17 protein-coding genes are annotated in these 20437 nt (G+C 65.2%); 7 read left to right on the top strand and 10 right to left on the bottom strand.

What is annotated here, in order from left to right; genetic code table 11:
• Nucleotides 1-53: 53 nt before the first annotated feature.
• Nucleotides 54-1232: an ABC transporter ATP-binding protein gene (locus ACODSD_RS17685; protein ID WP_107798400.1), complete on the bottom strand. Its 1179-nt coding sequence runs from the start codon at nt 1230-1232 to the stop codon at nt 54-56.
• A 648-nt stretch (nt 1233-1880) separates the two neighbouring features.
• Between ACODSD_RS17685 and ACODSD_RS17680 the strand changes: the two genes are divergently transcribed.
• The 3 genes from ACODSD_RS17680 to sbcB all read left to right on the top strand — a co-directional run bounded on the left by ACODSD_RS17680 (nt 1881) and on the right by sbcB (nt 4985).
• Nucleotides 1881-2669: an alpha/beta fold hydrolase gene (locus ACODSD_RS17680; protein ID WP_488877939.1), complete on the top strand. Its 789-nt coding sequence runs from the start codon at nt 1881-1883 to the stop codon at nt 2667-2669.
• 30 nt (nt 2670-2699) lie between these two features.
• Nucleotides 2700-3488, top strand: coding sequence for an enoyl-CoA hydratase-related protein (locus tag ACODSD_RS17675; protein WP_227107250.1), 789 nt, complete (start codon nt 2700-2702; stop codon nt 3486-3488).
• Nucleotides 3489-3569: 81 nt separating this feature from the next.
• Nucleotides 3570-4985: an exodeoxyribonuclease I gene (gene sbcB, locus ACODSD_RS17670; RefSeq protein ID WP_253315033.1), complete on the top strand. Its 1416-nt coding sequence runs from the start codon at nt 3570-3572 to the stop codon at nt 4983-4985.
• A gap of 365 nt (nt 4986-5350) precedes the next feature.
• On the opposite strand, the gene ACODSD_RS17665 is transcribed toward sbcB, so the two are convergent.
• The 3 genes from ACODSD_RS17665 to ACODSD_RS17655 form a co-directional block, all read right to left on the bottom strand.
• Entirely contained in the window at nt 5351-5626 is a 276-nt protein-coding gene (locus ACODSD_RS17665; protein ID WP_107798394.1) for a hypothetical protein, read from the bottom strand.
• Nucleotides 5623-6666, bottom strand: coding sequence for a DMT family transporter (locus tag ACODSD_RS17660; RefSeq protein WP_227107247.1), 1044 nt, complete (start codon nt 6664-6666; stop codon nt 5623-5625). Before ACODSD_RS17660 ends, ACODSD_RS17665 begins: the two co-directional genes overlap by 4 nt.
• Nucleotides 6667-6895: 229 nt before the next feature.
• Complete coding sequence (locus ACODSD_RS17655; RefSeq protein ID WP_488877938.1) at nt 6896-8704, bottom strand: PAS domain-containing protein; 1809 nt, start codon at nt 8702-8704, stop codon at nt 6896-6898.
• Nucleotides 8705-9028: 324 nt separating this feature from the next.
• Between ACODSD_RS17655 and ACODSD_RS17650 the strand changes: the two genes are divergently transcribed.
• The 4 genes from ACODSD_RS17650 (at nt 9029) to miaA (ending at nt 13734) form a co-directional block, all read left to right on the top strand.
• A complete protein-coding gene (locus ACODSD_RS17650) occupies nt 9029-10498 on the top strand; it encodes an aldehyde dehydrogenase family protein (RefSeq protein ID WP_488877937.1) in 1470 nt (489 codons plus the stop codon).
• 49 nt (nt 10499-10547) lie between these two features.
• Nucleotides 10548-12257: a choline dehydrogenase gene (gene betA / locus ACODSD_RS17645; protein ID WP_488877936.1), complete on the top strand. Its 1710-nt coding sequence runs from the start codon at nt 10548-10550 to the stop codon at nt 12255-12257.
• Between the two features lie 23 nt (nt 12258-12280).
• Entirely contained in the window at nt 12281-12541 is a 261-nt protein-coding gene (locus ACODSD_RS17640) for a CBU_0592 family membrane protein (RefSeq protein WP_107798390.1), read from the top strand.
• 215 nt (nt 12542-12756) lie between these two features.
• Nucleotides 12757-13734, top strand: a complete 978-nt coding sequence (miaA, locus tag ACODSD_RS17635) for a tRNA (adenosine(37)-N6)-dimethylallyltransferase MiaA (RefSeq protein WP_235089703.1) — start codon at nt 12757-12759, stop codon at nt 13732-13734.
• A 4-nt stretch (nt 13735-13738) separates the two neighbouring features.
• On the opposite strand, the gene ACODSD_RS17630 is transcribed toward miaA, so the two are convergent.
• The 6 genes from ACODSD_RS17630 to ACODSD_RS17605 all read right to left on the bottom strand — a co-directional run bounded on the left by ACODSD_RS17630 (nt 13739) and on the right by ACODSD_RS17605 (nt 20405).
• On the bottom strand, nt 13739-14956 hold the full coding sequence (locus tag ACODSD_RS17630) for a M23 family metallopeptidase (RefSeq protein WP_488877935.1): 1218 nt from the start codon (nt 14954-14956) through the stop codon (nt 13739-13741).
• A gap of 189 nt (nt 14957-15145) precedes the next feature.
• Nucleotides 15146-15493 carry a RidA family protein gene (locus ACODSD_RS17625; protein ID WP_107798387.1) on the bottom strand — a complete coding sequence of 116 codons (348 nt, stop codon included), beginning with the start codon at nt 15491-15493 and terminating at the stop codon, nt 15146-15148.
• A 57-nt stretch (nt 15494-15550) separates the two neighbouring features.
• Nucleotides 15551-16696: a trans-sulfuration enzyme family protein gene (locus ACODSD_RS17620; RefSeq protein WP_253315040.1), complete on the bottom strand. Its 1146-nt coding sequence runs from the start codon at nt 16694-16696 to the stop codon at nt 15551-15553.
• Between the two features lie 59 nt (nt 16697-16755).
• A complete protein-coding gene (locus ACODSD_RS17615; protein ID WP_107798385.1) occupies nt 16756-18132 on the bottom strand; it encodes a pyridoxal-phosphate dependent enzyme in 1377 nt (458 codons plus the stop codon).
• A gap of 78 nt (nt 18133-18210) precedes the next feature.
• Nucleotides 18211-19047: a methyltransferase domain-containing protein gene (locus ACODSD_RS17610; protein ID WP_474455874.1), complete on the bottom strand. Its 837-nt coding sequence runs from the start codon at nt 19045-19047 to the stop codon at nt 18211-18213.
• A 176-nt stretch (nt 19048-19223) separates the two neighbouring features.
• Complete coding sequence (locus tag ACODSD_RS17605; RefSeq protein WP_107798384.1) at nt 19224-20405, bottom strand: DesA family fatty acid desaturase; 1182 nt, start codon at nt 20403-20405, stop codon at nt 19224-19226.
• Nucleotides 20406-20437 lie beyond the last annotated feature (32 nt).

Below are 20437 nucleotides of genomic sequence, written 5' to 3'. Positions count from 1 at the left end.
AGAGAAGAAAAAGCGGATGCCATGCGGCATCCGCTGCGGCGCGTGCGTGGGCGCTAGCGCGTCAACACCACCGGTACATCCTGGCGCCAACTGACGAAGACCGGATCTCCCCAGGTCGGCGCGGTTTCGCCCGCATCATACCAGCGCGAAGACGGCACCACTGATTTGACGACCTTGCCGCTGGCCAGTTTCACGTGATAGATGGAATAACTGCCCAGATAGGCGATGTCCTCCACCACGCCGGCGGCGACATTGGGGCCCGCCGGCAACGGCTTGATGTCCAGCCTCACGTCTTCCGGCCGAATGCTGGCCCAGACGTGCATGCCCTTGGGGCCGGTAATCCCGTGGTCGATGCGGATGTCCCCGCCCAGCTCCGGCGAGCGCACTTCGACCAGGTCCGGCTCGTCCACCACCACCGCGCCCTCGAAAATATTGCTCTCGCCGATGAATTCCGCGGTGAAGCGACAGCTGGGGTAATCGTAAATTTCGGACGGGGTGCCCACCTGCAGCAAGGAGCCTTCGCTCATGATGCCGATGCGGCTGGCCATGGTCATCGCCTCTTCCTGATCATGGGTCACCATGATGCAGGTCACGCCCACCTGTTCGATGGTATTGACCAGCTCCAGCTGGGTCTGCTGGCGCAGCTTCTTGTCCAGAGCGCCCAGAGGTTCGTCCAGCAGCAAGAGCTTGGGCCGCTTGACCAGGCTGCGCGCCAGCGCCACCCGCTGCTGCTGGCCGCCGGACAATTGATGCGGCTTGCGGTTGGCGTACTTGCGCATCTGCACCAGATCTAGCATCTTGCCCACCCGCTCCGCGATCTCCTCGCGCGGCACCTTGTCCTGTTTCAGGCCAAACGCCACGTTCTGCTCCACCGTCATGTGCGGAAACAAGGCGTAGCTCTGGAACATCATGTTCACCGGCCGCTCGTACGGCTGCAGGCCCTGCATGTCCTCCCCGTCCAGGATGATGCGGCCAGAAGTCGGCGTCTCCATGCCCGCCAGCATGCGCAGCAAGGTGGACTTGCCGCAGCCGGAGCTGCCTAGCAGGGCGAAGATTTCATTTCTGCGGATATCCAGATCCACATGATCCACCGCGACATGATCGCCGAACTTTTTCAGTACGCCGGCAATGCGCAGATAAGCCTTGTCGGCGTCGGCCTGGGTTCCGGCGGCCTGGGCGTTGTGGGCGGAAAAAGCGGCCTGGGCCGGTTTGGCGGCAATAGCTTGCGTCATTGAGTCGTTCCCTCTATTGCAATTCCGCAGCGGCGCGGGCCGGCTGCGTCCGCCGCGCGGGCCTCGTCTCGAGGCGGCGCGGCGGCAATCGAATGCCTTGCTGGATGATCGCGCCGGCCAGGGCCCGCGCGCATGGGTTCAAGAATCCGTCCGGCGTCCCGCGCCGGCCGGCGGTCCCGCCGCGAGAGCGCGTGGCCATGCCGCCACCGCCGTGCCTATTGCCAACATGATGTCTCCTCTGTACGGCGCTTAATGCGGACACGGCCCGGCGGCCGCGACGACGGCGAGCGCCCTTGTCGTTTTAGTCTTGAACAGAAGCCTATGCCACGTTTAATAAATTTGACAATATCTAGTGCAAACGCTCTCGAAAATTTATCGCCTCTGTGGCGCGCGCGCCTCACCCAGGCTGGCCGGTCAAACCCGAAAACCCGGCCCTTCTCCCTAAGACGCCGGCGGCGAAAACCCCACCATCATTGTTTAATTCGTCAAACACTTTACCCTTTTCCACCGCAGGCAGACCGGCGCGCGCGGCGCCGCGTCCTCGCCACGCGTCCGCGTCGCCAGCAAATTGCCCCGCAAACGCCGACGCGCTCTAGAATGAAGCATGCATGTTGACGCCGCGCAACGCCTGACCAAAGGAATACCGCCATGCCCTATGCCGAAATCGCCGGACACAAGGTCTATTACGAACTCAGCGGACAGGGCGCCCAAGTTCTGGCGCTATTCAACGGCATCACCATGTCCACCGCCGCCTGGGCCCTGCTGCAGCCGCAGCTGGAACCGCACTTCCAGCTATTGCGCTTCGACTTTCTCGGCCAAGGCCAAAGCGACCGCCCCGGCGGCGACAAATATCCGCTCAGCGAACAAGCCGACCTCGCCGCCGGTCTGTTGAATCATTTGGGCATTGCGGAGGTCTATCTCACCGGCTTGTCTTACGGCGGCATGGTGGCGCAGCACTTCGCCCATCGTCATCCCGAGCGCGTGTCGCGGCTGCTGCTGGCCGCCACGCTGGCCTGGGCCGACAGCGTCAACAACCATATCAGCGACAGCTGGATTGCGGCCAACCGCAGCGGCGGGCTGGATTTGCGTTACGCGGTCAGCGTGCCCTGGCTGTTTTCCAGCCGATTTCTCGCCAGCAACGCCGCCATGCTCGACGATATGAAGCTGATCGCCGGCATGGTGGACTGGGACGCGGTGATACGTCTGATCGCCGGCGTCACCGAGCACGACGCGCGCACCTGGCTGCACGAGCTGAGCATGCCCTGCCATATACTGGTTGGCGACGAAGACCGCCTGACGCCCTTGTATCAAGCCGAACTATTGCGCGAACGGCTGCCCGGCGCGCAGCTGGAAACTCTGCCGGGCACCGGCCATGTATTGCACATCGAGGCCGCGGACGCCTTTGTCCGCAGCATTATCCGTTTTGGCCACGGCTGAAACGGCCATCATCAGAACAAGGAGAACCGAATGACCGCCGAGTCCGTTTTGCTTGCCGTTGATTCAAAGGGAATCGCCACCATCACCCTCAACCGCGCGGAACTGCTGAACGCGCTGGACGACAGCAGCGTCGGCCTGCTGACCGCGATGCTGGAAACCCTGGCCGAAGACGCTAGCGTGCGCGCCGTGGTGCTGACCGGCAGCGGCATCAGCTTTTCCGCCGGCCATGATATTGACTGGATGCGACGGATGGCCGGTTTCGGCCGCGAGGAACTGGAGCGCCACGCCCGCCTGCTGGCCAAGCTGCTGCGCACGCTGGACACCTTGCCCAAGCCCACCATCGCCAAGATACAGGGCTCCGCCTTCGGTCTGGGCGCGGGGCTGGTCGCCTGCTGCGACGTGTCCATCGCCAGCTCCGAAGCGCTGTTCAGCTTCTCCGACGTCAAGCTGGGCGTGATCCCCGCGCTGGTGGCGCCCTATATGGTCCGCGCCATCGGCGAGCGCTCGACGCGCCGCTACTTCATGACCGCGGAGCGTTTCAACGCCGGCAAGGCCAAACGCCTGGGGCTGGTGCATCAGGTGGTGGAAAGCGATGAGCTCGACATGGCGGTGGACTTCCTGATCAACCATCTGCTGATCAACAGCCCGGCGGCGATGCTGGAAGCCAAGCGGCTGCTGGCCGACATCGCCGGCCTGGGCGTCGGGGAAGACGGCATGGAAATCTGCATCCAGCGCATTGTCGCCATCCGCCTGAGCGAGGAAGGCCGCGAGGGCGTTCAGGCCATGCTGGAAACGCGCAAGCCCTCGTGGATGGATTAACACGCGGCGGGGAACGGCGCGGCTGGCCCTGCCGCGCCATGGGTGCGACAATGCGGCCAACTTCACCGCATTGTTGCCGCCATGTCCAACCACAGCTTCTTCTGGCACGATTACGAAACCTTCGGCGCCGTGCCGCGCCAGGATCGCCCCTCGCAGTTCGCCGGCATCCGCACCGACGCCGAGCTGAATGAAATCGGCGAACCGGTCATGCTCTACGCCCGGCCCGCGCCCGACTACCTGCCGTCTCCGGTGGCCTGCCTGCTGACCGGCATCACCCCGCAATGGTGTTTGCAGCACGGCGTGGCCGAGCACGAATTCGCCGGCGTGATCGAACGCGAGCTGGCGACGCCGGGCACCATAGGCGTCGGCTACAACTCTATCCGCTTCGACGACGAAGTCACCCGCTTCCTGTTCTGGCGCAATCTGATGGACCCCTATGCGCGCGAATGGCAGAACCAATGCGGCCGCTGGGATCTGCTGGACCTGGTCCGCGCCACCTTCGCGCTGCGCCCGGACGGCATCCAATGGCCGCAGCACGAGGATGGACGCCCCAGCTTCAAACTGGAGCATTTGAGCGCCGCCAACGGCCTGGCGCACGAAGCCGCCCACGACGCCCTCTCCGACGTGCGCGCCACCATCGCGCTGGCGCGCCTGATCAAACAACACCAGCCCAAGCTGTTCGACTTCTACCTGTCCCTGCGCAAGAAAGACGCGGTCAAGGTCCAGCTCAGCCTCCACGCGCCCAAACCCGTGTTGCACGTTTCCGGCATGTACGGCGCCGAGCGCGGCAATATGGCCGTGGTCTGGCCGCTGGCGGCCCACCCCTACAACGCCAACGAGGTGATTGTCTGGGACTTGGCCCACGACCCCCGCGAACTGCAAGGCCTGGGCCCGGACGCCATCCGAGAGCGCTTGTACACCCGCAGCGAAGATTTGCCGGAAGGCGTGCAGCGTTTGCCGCTCAAAACCGTGCACATCAATAAATCGCCGTTCGTGGTCGCCAACCTCAAGGTGTTGAGCCCGGAGCGCGCCGCGCACTGGGGCGTGGACATGGAGCAGGTTCAGCGCCACGCCGACTACGCCGGCGCGCTGCCGGATCTGAGCCCGGTCTGGCGCAAGGTGTATAAGCGCGAAACCGGCGAGCCGCGCGACGTCGACGAAAATCTCTACGGCGGCTTCGTCTCCAACAACGATCGCAAAGTGCTGACCAAGCTGCGCCGCATGTCGGCCGACCAGTTGACCGGCGAGATGGCCTTCTTCGAAGACCCGCAGCTGGCCGAACTCTTGTTCCGCTACCGCGCGCGCAACTTCCCACGCTCCCTGTCCGGCGAAGAGCAAGAACGCTGGCAGACATGGCGTCAAGCCAAGCTCAACGGCGGACCCGGCCGCGATGTCCGGCAATTCCGCCAGGAACTGGAGGAAGCCCGCGCCGGCGAGCTGAGCGAAAAAGCTCAGGACGTGCTGGCGCAGCTGGAAGCCTACGCCGCGCAACTGTAAAGTCGGTTCAAAGCCTGAGAGCAAGGGCGGGACAAGCCCTTGCGGCGGAGAAAACGGAATGCGCGCGCGGCGCAGGGCCTGCCTTCAGAGCTATAGCGTTCTCACATAACGCCTGGCGACGAATAAAGCCGCCAGGCTCAAACCCACAATCACAACCATCGCCAGCGTGGATGCGCCTTCATAACCCCAATAGTCGGACATGCCCTTCTCCTTCAAAAGCGGTTCAATGTCTGCCGCGCGTCGGCGATATGGCCAGAACCGGGCCTTGAACCCGTCTTCGACATGCTCATGCGCCACGAGTACATTCCGCCTTCTAGCCGTTATCGTCTTGTCTCGCTCTTGCTCGCGAGGCTTTGCGCGGGCATCTAGACCAAACCGGTCTGCCGCATGCGTTCCAGCCCGAACTCGCTGACCCGATAATTGAACAACAGGCGCGCGCCCTCCTCCTGCCAACGCTCGCATAAGGCCACCACCAGACCGCTGGCGCTCAAATCCGCCAGGCAGGCCCTCACCATGCCCAGCCAGTAGGCGTCTTCCGGTTTGCGGTACTCCCGGCAGATGCGCCGGGCCAGATCCACATCCCACAAGCCCGGCTGCCTGGCCAAAGCCTGCAGGATAAAACCCTTGATGTGCACCTTCACGCCCCGCCCTCCACATTGCGCACCGCGCCGGGATGGCGCTCGCTGTCCGACACCATGACGAAGCCGCCCAGAATCACCAGGGCCAAGCCGATCAGAAAATGCCACTCGGGAAAATTCAAAGTGAACGCGGCGGTGAACAAGGTGGCGAACAGCGCGTAGAAAGCGCCGATCGCCTGGCCGCGCCCAACGCCGATCAAGGGAAAGGATTTGTACCAGGCCACGGCGCAGAAAGCGAAACTGAGCCCGCCCACCGTCAGATAGAGCATAGGCCGCCACGACCACAGCTCGCCGGCCAGCGCATACACCGGCAAGGGCGTCAGCCAGGCCAGCGCCGGCAGAATCAGCAGCAGCCAATACAGGGCCTCGGCCAGATAGCGGATCGCCACCCCGCAATCGGGATCGGTCACATCCATCGCCCGTCCGACGATGGCGCCCTCCAGTCCCCAGCCCAGCGCCGCCAGCGCGCCGCCCAGATAGCCCAGCCAGCGCGCGTCGCCGTCGCCGCTCAGGTCCCCAAGCAGGCCCGGCGCGTAAATCGCCGCTCCGCCCAGCACGATGACCGCGATGCCCAGCGCCGCGCGCCGATCTATCCGCTCGCGGTACCACAAACGCGCCAAGGCCGCGCCCACCACCGGATACAACAGGCCCGCCACCGCGGCGAACACCGCGCCCACATAACCCATCGCCAGATATGAGCCGAAATTGGCCATCAGGCCGCCCAAGACCGCGGCCAGGAAATACCACTTGGAAATGCCGCCGAAGCGCCATAGCGTGCGGAAGAAGTCGGCCAGCTTGCCCAAGGCCGCCAGCCACAACAATTGAAACGCCGCCACCAGGCAGGCGTGAAAGGCCGTCAACACCGCGGCCGCCATCAGAAACCACTCGGGCCGCCCCCGCGTCAGCCCGGCCAGCGGCGCCTCGTGCCACACCGCGGCGCCGGGCACATACCATGCGCCCCACAACACCGCCGCCCACAAGGCCCAGCCATAACCCCAGCGGGTTCGGCGGCGAAGATACCGCTGTCTGTGCATGCTGTTCATAGCGCGTCAGCTCCTGTTGTCGGACGCCGCCCAAGCTTCCAGCGGCGCCTATTCTGGGTTCGAACGCAACAAGACGAAATCCATCTGCCTTGCCAGACGAGGGCCAAAAATTACCATAAGTTAATTTTTTCACCAACAGTCAATTAGTCCACACCCAGCCACGGCGGACGCAAAAAAGCCAGCCGACAAGCGGCTGGTTCCATGCATCCTCAACGCTAGGCGACCGAGATCAGCGCGCGCCCAAAGCGCCGATCAGGCGGCTGAGCGCGCCGTCGCTCCCGCGCTGCGCCACCAGCGACAAGACCAGCGGCAAAGTCTTGCCGCCCTCGCCATGCCACGACACATCCAGCTGCGCGCGGCTGGAAATATTGAAAATCGCCTCCAGGCTGTCCAGCCATCCCTGCCGCGAGGCGATGCGCAAACCGTCCAGAAAGCGCTGCTCCGTCGTCTCCTCAAAAGCCTCGCCGAACAATAGCCGCGCGGCCTGCGGCGACAAGCGCAGCCGCCCGGCGCCCAGATCCCATTCCCAACTGGCCATGCCGATGGACTGCAGCGCCAATTCGCTGCGCAACCGGGCCTCCTCCTGCGCGCGGCGCGCCTCGCGCCGCGCGGCCACCTCCTCCACCGCGGCGATCAAATGCCAGGGCTCGCCGCTCACCGGGTGACGGCTCAGCGAGGCGCTGACGTTCACCCAGACATGGCCGCCCTGTTTGCGCAGCAAGCGTTTCTCCAGCGAAAAACTGGCGACCTCTCCGCTCAGCAACTGATCCAGCCGCAGCAGATTGTCCTCCAGGTCGTCGGGGTGGGTCAGTTGCTGGAAGCTCATCCCCTCCATCTCCCACGGCGCGTAGCCCGTCATCTCGGCCAGGCGGCGATTCACCTTGAGCCATCGACCATCCAGGCCCAGATGCGCCAGGCCCAGCGCCGCCTGCTCGAAGACCTCGCGGAAACGCTCCTCGCTTTCGCTATAGGCCACCGCGGCTTGCCGGCTGTCGGTGACGTCCTGAGCCGCGCCTATCATGGCCTCCGCCCGCCCTTCCCCGTATAGAACCTCGCCCTCCTCGTGAATCTGGCGGCGGCGGCCGTCCGGCAGCAGGATGCTGTACTCCACGCAATAGGGCTGGCGCTCATCGATCGCCCGCCGGATGGCCCGATCGATGCGATCTCGGTCCTCCGGCGCCATCGCGGCGAAGTAACGCTCCATCGTCACCTTGAAGGCCTGCGGCTGCCAGCCGAAAATCCGGTAAGCCTCATCCGACCAGATGCAGTCGTCCTTGCGCACATCCCAGAACCAACTGCCCAAATGGGCGATGGACTGCGCCTTGTCCAGGATGGCCTGGTTCTGACGCAAGGCCTGCTCGGCCAGGCAACGCTGGGTGATGTCGAAGCTGACGCCTATCATCTTCACCGGACGGCGGTCGGCGTCCAGCACGCAGGTGGCGCGCGAGGCGATCCATCTCGTGTCGCCCGCCGGCCAGCGCACGCGGAACTCGGCCTCGTAAGCCGTGCCGGAGTTCAGGCACGCCTCCAGCTTGGCGCGCAAGGCCGGCGCGTCGGCCGGATCCAGCGCCAGCCAGAAATCGGACAGCAGGCGCACCGGGCGGCCAAACAAGTGCTCGGCGTTGGCGGAGTAAGCCACCGCGTCGCTCAGGATGTTCCACTCCCAGGTGACGATGCCGGACACCTTCTGCGCGAACTTCATCCGCGCTTCGCTTTCCATGATCTCCGCCAGATGCTTGCGGCGGATCTCCGTCAATTGCGCATCCGTCGTCGTCGCCGTCGCCAGATCCAGCACCGCCTGCTCGCCGTAGCGCAGCCAGATCCAGTTCACGCCCAGAAAATCCGCCAACACTCGCAGTTTGCGATATTCGATTTCCCCGCCGCGCGTCCATTTGTGCACGGCGGCGGACGATACGCCCAGGGCTTCCGCCACCTGTTTAAGCATGACGCGCTTGCGCCCCAGCACCTCCTTCAGGCGGGTGGCGAAGGTTTCATCCCCGACGGGAACAAGGGTTTGGCTGACTTGATTTGACGACACGCAACTGGTCGCGGCGGCGGCCGCGCCTCCTGGGTAATTGAATGCGAACACGGCGCGGCGATGCGCGCGCGCCACAGCCTACGGCTGTCAGCCGGCATGTTAACTCAGGCCGGAAAAATCCCGAAGCAAAGCAAAAGCCCGGCAGCCAAGCAAGCCAGGCCGGCCTCCGGCCCGGCTTGAACCTCGCCGATATAGCCAAACCCAATACATCCATCATTACCATAGCTGATTACGGATTGCCGGCCGCGCCGAATCGACACTACAATTAAACCAAAGGTAAATTTATTTACCAATGGTTAATTTCATCTCTTGCGTGAGGCTGCCATGATCTCTACCCAGCTCTTCATCGATGGCCAATGGCGCGACGCCGCCAAGGGGCAAACCCGTCAGATTCTCAATCCCTGCGACGAAAGCGAGATCGCGGTCGCCGCGGACAGCGGCCGCGCCGATGCGCAGGCCGCCATCGCCGCCGCCCGCGCGGCGTTCGATCACGGCCCCTGGCGGCTCGTCACCCAGCGCCAACGCAGCCGCCTGCTGCTGGACATCGCCCAACTGGTGGAGCGCGACAGCGAGCGCCTCGCCGAACTGGAGACGCTGAACACCGGCAAAACCTTGAGCGAGAGCCGCACCGACATGGGCGACATCGCCGCCACCTTCCGCTATTTCGCCGGCCTGGTGGCCACCGAAAGCGGCCAGGTCAACCCGGCGCCCGAGCAGGTGATCAGCCGCACCCTGCACGAGCCGGTGGGCGTCTGCGGCCTGATCACCCCGTGGAACTACCCCTTGCTGCAAGCGGCCTGGAAGATCGCGCCGGCGCTGGGTGCCGGCAATTGCGTCGTGCTCAAGCCCAGCAGCCTGACCCCGCTCAGCAGCTGGCGCCTCACCCAGCTGCTGACCGAGCTGGATTTGCCGCCGGGCGTGTTCAATCTGGTCAGCGGCGGCGCCGAGGCGGGCGCCGAACTGGCGGAGCATCCCGACGTGGATCTGCTGTCCTTCACCGGCGGCGCTCAGGCGGGGGCCAGCATCATGCGCGCCGCCAGCGCCAACTTCAAACGCATCGGCCTGGAGCTGGGCGGCAAGAACCCCAACATCGTCTGCGCCGACGCCGACCTCGACGCCGCCGTCGACTACGCGCTGAACGCCGCCTTCTTCCACGCCGGCCAGGTCTGCTCGGCCGGTTCGCGGCTGCTGCTGCAAAACGAGATTCACGACGACTTCGTGAACCGGCTGGCGGAACGGCTGCCGCGCATCGTCGTCGGCCCCGGCCAGCAGCCGGACACTCAGATGGGGCCGGTGCAGTCCGCCCAGCAGCACGACAAGATCCTGAGCCTGATCTCCGCCGGCGTGGAGGAAGGCGCCCGCCTGGTCTACGGCGGCGGCCGTCCGGACGGCGAACGCTATCGCAAAGGCTATTGGCTGCAGCCCACGCTGCTGGTCGACGTCCACGCCGACATGCGCATCGCCAAAGAGGAGATTTTCGGCCCGGTCATCACCGTGGAGCGCTTCCGCGACGAGGCCGAAGCGCTGCAGCTGGCCAACGACACGCCCTACGGCCTGGCGGCGGCGGTGTGGACGCGGGATCTGGCCCGCGCCAACCGCATGAGCCGCGCGCTGCGCTTCGGCACCGTCTGGGTCAACGACTACCACCCCTATTTCCCCGAAGCCCCCTGGGGCGGCTTCAAATCCAGCGGCATCGGCCGCGAGCTGTCGCGCATCGGTCTGGACGAGTACACCGAGCTCAAGCACAGCTACATCAATCTGGCGCCCAAGCCGATGGGGTGGTTTGGCGCCTGAGGGTCCATTCACCCGGTACCGCCTTCGTTCACCGATAAGGAGAATCAAGATGAGCACCACCCAGGAATTCGACTACATCATCGTCGGCGCCGGCTCCGCCGGCGGCGTGCTGGCGGCGCGGCTGAGCGAAGACAGCGGCGTCAAGGTGCTGCTGCTGGAAGCAGGCGGCCCGGACTGGCGTCTGGACTGGCGCACCCAGATGCCGGCGGCCCTCGCCTACCCCTTGCAAGGCCGCACCTATAACTGGGCCTATCTGACCGAGCCTGAGCCGCATATGGGCGGACGCCGCATGGCCCAGGCGCGCGGCAAGGGCCTGGGCGGCTCCTCGCTGATCAACGGCATGGTCTATATCCGCGGCAACGCGCTGGACTACCAGGGCTGGGCCGAGTTGCCCGGGCTGGGCGACTGGAGCTACGCCGACTGCCTGCCCTATTTCCGCAAGGCGGAAAGCTACGACAAGGGCGCAAACGACTACCACGGCGGCGACGGGCCGCTGCACGTCACCACGCCCAAGGCCGGCATCAGCCCCTTGTTCGAAGCCTTCATCCAGGCCGGCGAACAAGCCGGCTACGCCCGCACCGACGATCTGAACGGCTATCGTCAGGAAGGCTTCGGCCCCATGGACCGCACCACCACCGCCCAGGGGCGGCGCTGCAGCGTGTCGCTGGCCTATCTGGACGCCGCTCGCGACCGCGCCAATTTCTCCGTGCGGACCCGCGCGCTGGCGGACCGCATCCTGTTCGACAGCGCGCGCGCCGTCGGCGTGCAATACCTGCAGGGCGGCCGCAGCCATCGCGTTCGCGCCCTGCGCGAAGTCATCGTCTGCAACGGCGCGATCGCCTCGCCGCAGTTGCTGCTGCGCTCCGGCGTCGGCGACGCCGCCGAACTCGGCCGCCACGACATCGGCGTGGTCGCCCACCTGCCCGGCGTGGGCGCCAATCTGCAGGACCATCTGGAAATGTATCTGCAGTACGAATGCCTGCGTCCGGTGTCGCTATACCCGTCCTTGCGCTGGTGGAACAAGGCCCGCATCGGCGCTCAGTGGTATCTGAACGGCAGCGGCCCGGGCGCCAGCAATCACTTCGAGGCCGGCGGCTTCATCCGCAGCGACGAACGCTTCGCCTTCCCCAATCTGCAATACCACTTCCTGCCGCTGGCGGTGAATTACGACGGCAGCCACGCCGTCAAGATGCACGGCTTCCAATGCCACGTCGGCTCGATGCGCTCGCCCAGCGTCGGCCACGTCAAGCTGGCCAGCCGCGACCCGCGCGACAAGCCGCTGCTGCAATTCAACTATATGGCGCACGACACCGACTGGCGGGAGTTCCGCGCCGCGGTGCGGCTGACGCGCGAGATCGTCGGCCAGCGCGCGCTTTCCGCCTTCCGCGGCCGGGAAATCCAGCCGGGCGACAAGGTCGCCAGCGACAGCGAGATCGACCGCTTCGTCAAAACCCACGCCGAAACCGCGCTGCATCCGTCCGGCACCTGCAAGATGGGCAGCGCCGCCGATCCGACGGCGGTGGTGGATCATCAGGGCCGCGTGCACGGCCTGACCGGCCTGCGCGTGGTGGACGCGTCCATCATGCCGCGCATCGTCACCGGCAATCTGAACGCGCCCACCATCATGATGGCGGAGAAGATCGCCGACCTGATCCGCCAACTACCGCCGCTGCCGTGCTCGAACGCGCCGTTCTACCAGGCCGGCGGGGATCAAGACCCCGTCGCCGAAACGGCCGCGGCGCAAACCGCCCCCTTGTAAACGCCACGGCCCAAGGAGCCCATATGTACGACCTCATCGGCCTGATCGGCGTCATCAGCTATCTGGGCGCCTACTTGGGCAACCAGCTATTGGGCCTGCGCACCTCGGACCCTCGCTACTTCGCCTTGAACCTGATCGGGCCGGTCTGCATTCTGATTTCGCTGTCCAACCACTTCAACCTGGCGTCCTTCGTCAACCAGTGCATGTGGTTTCTGATCACCCTGGGCGGCTGGTGGCGCGCCAGCCGCCGCCGGGCGCTGCCGGCGCCCGAATCCGGGGCCTGAGCGCGTGTTTACCCTCTAGCGAGACCAGGCCTTGCGGCGGGGAACGCGGAAGCCACACATGGCGCACGGGCATTTTGCAGACGGCTCCAAAGCCCATGCCCACACAGCCCCGTCGACGCGCAGCCCATCGTCGACACCTTGCGTGCCCTGGGCGGCACTGTCCGCCCATGGGCCGCTTATGCGACAATCCGTCGATTGAACCGCAAGACCCGCCCATGAACGATACCCCGCACGCCATCCTGCTGATGGGCCCCACCGCCTCCGGCAAAACCGGCCTGGCGCTGGAGCTGGCCCGCCATTTTCCGGTGGAGATCATCAGCGTGGACTCCGCGCTGGTCTATCGCGACATGGACATCGGCACCGCCAAGCCCAGCGCGGCGGAAATGGCGCAATGCCCGCACCATCTGATCGACATCATCAGCCCGCTGCAAAGCTATTCCGCCGCCCAGTTCCACGCCGACGCCAACCGGCTGATCCGCGAGATCAACGGCCGCGGCCGGCTGCCGCTGCTGGTGGGCGGCACCATGCTGTATTACAAGGCCTTGCTGGAGGGCTTGTCCGACCTGCCGCGCGCCGACGCGGCGCTGCGCGCTCAGCTGGACGCCGACGCGGCGCAGGCCGGCTGGCCGGCGATGCACGCGCGGCTGGCGCAACTGGACCCGGACACCGCCGCCCGCCTCAATCCCAATGATTCGCAGCGCATCCACCGCGCGCTGGAGGTCTGCCTGCTCAGCGGCGAGCCGATGTCGCGGCTGCTGGCGCGCGGCAAGGAAGCCGCGGCGGATTTTCGCCTGCTGTCGCTGGGCCTGGTGCCGGCGGAACGCGGCTGGCTGCACCAACGCATCGCGCAGCGTTTCGAACTGATGCTGGAACAGGATTTCCTGGCCGAAGTGCGGCGTTTGCGCGCCGCCTATCCGGCGCTGACGCTGGAGCTGCCGTCGATGCGCTGCGTCGGCTATCGCCAGGCCTGGGAATACCTGGACGGCGTCGGCGACGAGCAGACCTTCATCGACAAGGGCGTCGCCGCCACCCGCCAGCTGGCCAAGCGCCAGCTGACCTGGATGCGCAGCCTGGACCTGGTGCCGGTCAACGCCCAGCGGGACGGCCTGGCCGAACAGCTGGGCGCCGCCGTCGCCGCCTTCCAGGCCGACGAGCCCCTGCCCGCCGGCCTGCGTTTCGACGGCGTGTATTAATCGCTCACCAAGGCCGGCTGGCCGACGCGCACAGCGGCACCACCGGCCCGTTGCTGCCGGTGTCCAAGAAGCCGTCGCTGATCCAGTCGCCGCCGCGGGTGCGGTTCCACACATCGGTGCGGCCCCACACCCCCTCCACCGTCTCGGCGCGCACATGGCACTGCAAGGCGACGCTGTCGCCGCGGCTGACCGCGCCGGTGATGCCGGCGCTCAGGCTGGGCGCGCTGCGCAGGTTCACTCTTCCCTCGCCCTTCGCCGGCGTCGCCACGCCGCTGGCGCCGGCCGGCGCGCCTCCGCCGCCGTAATTGTTCAGCAGGCCGCCGACATTGACCCGCGTCCCGTTGCGCAAGGCATAGCCCTGATAGGCGCGGTTGCCGGCGAAGAACTGCCAGCCGCCGAACAGCTTGCCGTTCACCGGCTCGGCCCGGCCCTGATACAAGAGGGAGAAATGCACGTGCGGGCCGGTGGTGCTTCCGCCGCACGGCAGGCCGTTGCCTATGGTGCCGAGATACGCGCCCGGATTGACCCGCGTCCCGTCCGCCAGCGTGTTCAGATTGATCATATGGTAGTAAGTGGACGAGAAGCCGTTGTCGTGCACCAGCTTGACCAAGCCGCTGCCGCCGCGCACGCAGCTCTTGTAGATCACCCCGGCCTGCGGCGCCAACACCCTGCCGTCGCCGCCGGCGAAGTCGATGGAATCGTAAGGCTGGCTTTCCCCGCTATAGCCGTGCGGGCCGCCGGTCATCCGCCAGGCCGCGCCCTGCCGCCACGGCAGGCCCAGACCGGTGGCGTTGGGCGCGAACGGCAAGCCCGGCCTGGCCGACTGGCTGCCCCAGGCGCGGCGCTCGTCCGCGTTGAGCCAATCGGCCGGCGCCAGGCTCAGCATCGCGGCGAAGCCCGGACTGCCTTCCAGTTCCAGCGTCCAGCCCTGCGCGTCGCGGCGCGCCAGGAACAGCCTGGACACCGGCACATGATCCATCGCCGCGATCGTGGTCATCGTCGGCAGCGGCTGGGTCACCGATCCCAGCACCCAGCCGCCGTCGGCGCTGTCGCGGTTGACCTCCACCAGCATGTCCAGCATCTCCCCCTTGGCCAGCGGCAGCATGGGCTGCAAGGCCTTGACCGCCGCCTGGCGCAATAAGGGGTCCGGCTGCTTCGATTCCGCCTGCGCGCCGCCGGCCAAGGCCGCCAATACGGCCATCATCAGAGCTGCTTGTTTCATTTCGGGCTCCATTCCTGGTTGGGAAAAACCAAAGCGACGCAATGCCAATAGCATTGCGCCGCAAACCATAGGGTTATAGAAAGCCCCATCCTTATTTCCTGCTGGCCTTTGGCTCAGCAGACAGCCGGCAAAAATCGATAAAAAAAGCCCACGTCGCAGGACGTGGGCGGTAGCGGCGGCGAGGCGATGTCAGCGCGCGGCCACCAGCTTGATTTCCACCTTCCAGGCCGGGTTGGCCAGTTTGGCCTCCACCGTGGCGCGCGCCGGCACATGGCCGGCCGGCACCCAGGCGTCCCAGGCGGCGTTCATCGCGTCGTAATCGGCCAGGCTGGCCAGGAAGATGGTGACGTCGACGATCTTGCTCTTGTCCGAATCCAGCTCCGCCAACAGCGCGTCGATCTGGCCCAGCACGTTTTCAGTTTGCGCCTTGGCGTCGGCCTCGGTGTTTTCCGGCACCTGGCCGGCCAGGAAGATCAGGCCGTTGGTGACCACGGCTTCTGCCAGACGCGCGCCCTGCTTGTGACGATAAATGCTCATGCGGATTCCCCTTGGGTGAGTCGGAACAAGACGAAGATTCTAACCCGGCCGCGCCGGCTATTGCCATGCCTGGCGCAAGTCCTCGATCAGCGCCGCCTCGCCCTCGATGCCCACCGACAAGCGGATCAGATTATCGGCGATGCCCAGCTCGCGCCGACGTTCAAGCGGAATCGACGCATGCGTCATCGCCGCCGGCAGGCAGACCAGGCTCTCCACCCCGCCCAGGCTCTCCGCCAGCGTGAACAGCTTCAGCCGCGCCAGCACCCGCCGCGTTTCTTCGGCGTCGCCTTTCAGATAAAAGGACACCACCCCGCCGTAACCCCGCATCTGGCTGCGCGCCAGCTCATGTTGCGGATGGCTGGACAGGCCCGGATACAAAACCCGCTCCACCTGCGGCTGGGTTTCCAGCCAACGCGCCACCGCCAGCGCGTTGCTGTTGTGGCGCTCCACCCTCAAGGCCAGCGTGCGCAGGCCGCGCAGCACCAGGAAACTGGCGAACGGGTCCAGCACCGCGCCCACCGCGTTGTGCAGGAAGGCCAGTTGCTCGGCCAGCTCCGGCCGCCGACGGCTGACCACCGCCGCGCCGGCGATCACATCGGAATGACCGTTCAGGTATTTGGTGGCGGAATGCACGACGATGTCGAAACCGAAGGCCAGCGGGCGCTGCACCACCGGCGAGGCGAAGGTGTTGTCCGCCACCGTGATCAGGTCGTGCCGCCGCCCCAGATCGGCCACCGCCGCCAGATCCACTAGTTGGTTCAGCGGATTGGACGGGGTTTCCACCCAGATCATCCGGGTATTCGGCCGGATCGCCGCCTGCAAGGCGGCAAGGTCTTCCGACGCCACATAGCTGATCTCCAGCTGCGCGCTTTGCTTGCGCACCTGTTCGAACAATCGGTAAGTGCCGCCGTACAGATCGTTGACCGCGATCAGGTGGCTGCCGGCCGGCAGCAGCTCCAGCACCGTGGCGATGGCCGCCAGGCCGGAAGGGAAGGCGTAGCCGCGCGCGCCGTCCTCCAGCTCCGCCAAGGCCCGCTCCAAGGCCTCGCGCGTCGGGTTCTGCGAGCGGGAATACTCGTAGCCGCTGTGCTCGCCCGGCGCGTGCTGCCGGTAGGTGGAGGTGGCGTAAATGGGCGGAATCACCGCGCCGAAGGCGTCTTGATGCAGACCGGCGGTGATGGACAAAGTATTGAAATCAGTCATGGCGTTTTCTCGCAATGCGGGTGGCCGGCCCCGCTTGGACCGGCCGGGATGAGGAGGAGCTAGACGGCGCGCGAGCGCGGCTGACGGCGCCAGAAGGCCAGCAGATCGGCCTGGGTGATCAGGCCCAGGTAGCGCTCGCCGTCCACCATTAGGGCGACGTGGCCGTCGTTGAAAATATGCAGCAGGTCTTGCAGCGAAGCGCGCGGCGACAGGGTCCGCACCTCGCTGGTCATCGCGCTGCGCACGTTCTGGCGGAAGTTTTCCGGCTCGCCGTGCACCGACAGCAGCAAGTCCCATTCGTCCAGGATGCCGACCACCTTATCGTCGGCCAGCACCGGCAACTGCGACACATCGTGCAGGCGCATGCGCTGGTAGACCACGTTCAAGGGCTCGTCCGGGTGGCAAGAGACGGTGCTGCCGTCGGCGTGGCGGCGCACGATCAGATCGGTCAGATCGCCCAGCCGCGGCAGCTCCACCAGGCCGTTGTCCACCAGCCAATCGTCGTTGTACATCTTGGACAGATACTTGTTGCCGCTGTCGCAAACCAGCGTCACCACGCGCTTGGGCTCGGTCTGGGCGCGGCAATAACGCAAGGCCGCCGCCAGCAGCGCGCCGGAGGAGGAGCCCGCCAGAATGCCTTCCCGGCTCAGCAGCAGGCGGGCGCTGTCGAAGCTTTCCTGATCGCTGATGCGGTAGGCGCGCTTGACCAGGCTGAAGTCGGTTTGCGGCGGGATGAAGTCCTCGCCTATGCCTTCGATCAGCCAGCTGCCGGCCTCGCCGTGGCGTCCAGTCTCGACATGATCCGCCAGCACCGAGCCCACCGGGTCCGCCAGCACGATTTCCACCCGCGGCGCCTCCCGGCTGAAGAAACGCGTCAGCCCGGTCAGCGTGCCGCTGGAGCCCACGCCCACCACCACCGCGTCCAGTTCATGACGCGTCTGCTCCCAGATTTCCGGACCGGTGCCGGTTTCATGCGCCAGCGGATTGGCCGGGTTGTTGAATTGGTCGATGTAGTAAGCGTCCGGCGTTTCCTTGGCGATGCGCGCGGCGAGGTCCTGGTAATACTCCGGATGCCCCTTGCCCACGTCGGAGCGGGTCAACACCACTTCCGCGCCCAGCGCCTGCAGATGCAGAATCTTCTCCCGGCTCATTTTGTCCGGCACCACCAACACCAGCCGATAGCCTTTTTGCGAAGCCACCAGCGCCAGCCCCAGGCCGGTGTTGCCGGCGGTGGCCTCGACGATGGTGCCGCCCGGCTTCAGCTTGCCTTCGCGCTCGGCCGCGGCAATCATGGACAGCGCCACCCTATCCTTGATCGAGCCGCCCGGATTGTGGCTTTCCAGTTTCAGATACAGCTCGCACAGGCCGGTGTCCAGATGCGTCACCTTCACCAGCGGCGTATTGCCGATCAAGGACAAAACGGATTGGTCTTGCATATTGAAATCTCCTAGCTACCGCATATAAATATTGTTTTTAACAACTTGTAGTTATATCGAAAATAAAAAAACGCCGCTTCACACCACGGCGGTGGCTTGCAGAAAACTATAGAAAAACACCAGTTCCGGATTGCTGCGCAATTGGCGCAGTTCCCGCGTCATCGCCGCCACCAGCGCGGCGTCCACCCGTTTCGCCTCGATCAGCTGATCCGCGGCCGACAGCAAGAGCTCGGTCCAGTAATCCAGCACTTGCTGGCGACGATGCGGATCGCGGCTGTCCAGATGCCAGGTCTTGACCTGAGTCTCCACATGGCGAAAGCCCAGGCGCAGCAGCATATTGCCCAGCTTGGCGCCGACGAAGGGATCGCCGCCCACCGCCAGTTGATGGTCATTGAAGGCCAGCCAGTACTGCTGCAGGTTCGAGGAATAAGGCGATAGAAAGAAAGACGCGTTCATCGCCTCGGTGGCGTACAGCCGCGCGCCCGGCTTCAGCACGCGCCGCACTTCGGCCAACACCCGCTCCGGCGACAAGACATGCTCCAGCACCCAGCACAGAAAGGCGGCGTCGAAACTGGCCGGCGGGAAATCCAGATCCTCGGCGTCCATATGCAGCAGCCGGGCGCGGTCCTGCCAGGGGCTGCCCTGCAAACGCTGACGCGCCACCGCCAGCTGACGCTGGCTGAAGTCGACGCCGGTGACCTCCAGGTCCGGATAACGCCGCAACAGAATCTCCGTCTGCGCGCCCACCCCGCACCCCACCTCCAGCAGCTGGCCGACGCCGGAGAAATCGATGTCCCGGTAGACCACGGACTCGGAGAAGCGCGCCTGGCGCACCAGGCGCGCCTGTTCGGCGGCGGAAAAACCATGAATATAGGGCAGCTCGCTCGCCCCGTCGGTCAGTTGCAATGTGGCCATGTCCATCTCGCAGAGTTGCATCAACATGGCCACATTATATTTCCAATTATTATTACAAATATAAATTTTATTTCTTATTTTTATATAAAAAACGAGTCTATCCACCCCGCCACAAGCCTGCGCGGACGCAAAAAAAACCCGCGGCGCGCCGCGGGTTTTCATCGAGTCGGACAGGCTTAAACCATGGCCGCCTGACGCAGGCTGATCGAGAAGCGCTGCAAGGCGGCGATGCCGGAGGCCTCGGCGCGGGTGCACCAGTCCTGCAGTTCCTTGAGCAGCTGCTCGCGGCTCAGCGTGGAACGCTCCCACAGACGGGTCAGCTCCTGGCGCATCGAATACACGGTGGCCAGCACCTGGCTGTGCTCCAGCAAGGTGGCCAACTGCATGCGCTCGGTTTCCGGCGTGTCCTTGGCGTCCTGCTTCAGCCACACCTTCATCTTGCCGCTCAGCTTGCTGCCGGAAAAGTCCGGCAGATTGATCTTGTCCAGCTCGCTGCGGTACACCTCTTTCAACTCGCGCGCATAGCGGGAGGCGATGGCGTAGCGGTTGGAAATGATGGCCTGCAGATGTTCCAGATCCAGTTGCGGACGCGAAGCGTCCTCGGCCAGCCGCGGCGCCACCTTGCGCACCTTGGCCAGGCCCAGGATTTCCAGGATGCGGATATACATCCAGCCGATGTCGAACTCGTACCATTTATACGACAGCTTGGCCGAGGTGCCGAAGGTATGGTGGTTGTTGTGCAGCTCTTCGCCGCCCACCAGAATGCCCCAGGGGAAGATATTGGTGGACGCGTCCTCGTTCTCGAAATTGCGATAGCCCCAGAAGTGGCCGATGCCGTTGATCACCCCGGCCGCCCAGAACGGAATCCAGATCATCTGCACCGCCCAGATCGTCAGGCCAGCCGGCCCGAACAAGACCAGATTGATCAGCAACATCAGCACGATGCCCTTGGCGCTGTGGCGGGTGTAGACATTGCGTTCCAGCCAATCGTCCGGCGTGCCGTGGCCGAACTTGTCCATGATGGCCTGATCCTTGCAAGCGCCGCGGTACAGTTCCGCGCCCTCCCACAGGACTTTCTTGATGCCCAAGACCTGCGGGCTGTGCGGATCGTCCGCGGTCTCGCACTTGGCGTGGTGTTTGCGATGGATGGCGGCCCATTGCTTGGTGACCATGCCGGTGGTCAGCCACAGCCAGAAGCGGAAGAAGTGGCTGGGGATGGGATGCAGATCGAGCGCGCGGTGCGCTTGGTGACGATGCAGAAAGATGGTGACCGATGCGATGGTGACGTGGGTCAGCGCCAAAGCGACCACGATATAGCCCCACCAGGGGAGGTCAAGCACGCCGTTTATCCAATTCATGTACTAATCGCGCCTCGTAAAGCAATCTAGAA

The organism is Chromobacterium sp. FG22, from assembly GCF_057809415.1.
This window is presented reverse-complemented; position numbering and strand designations above follow the sequence as displayed.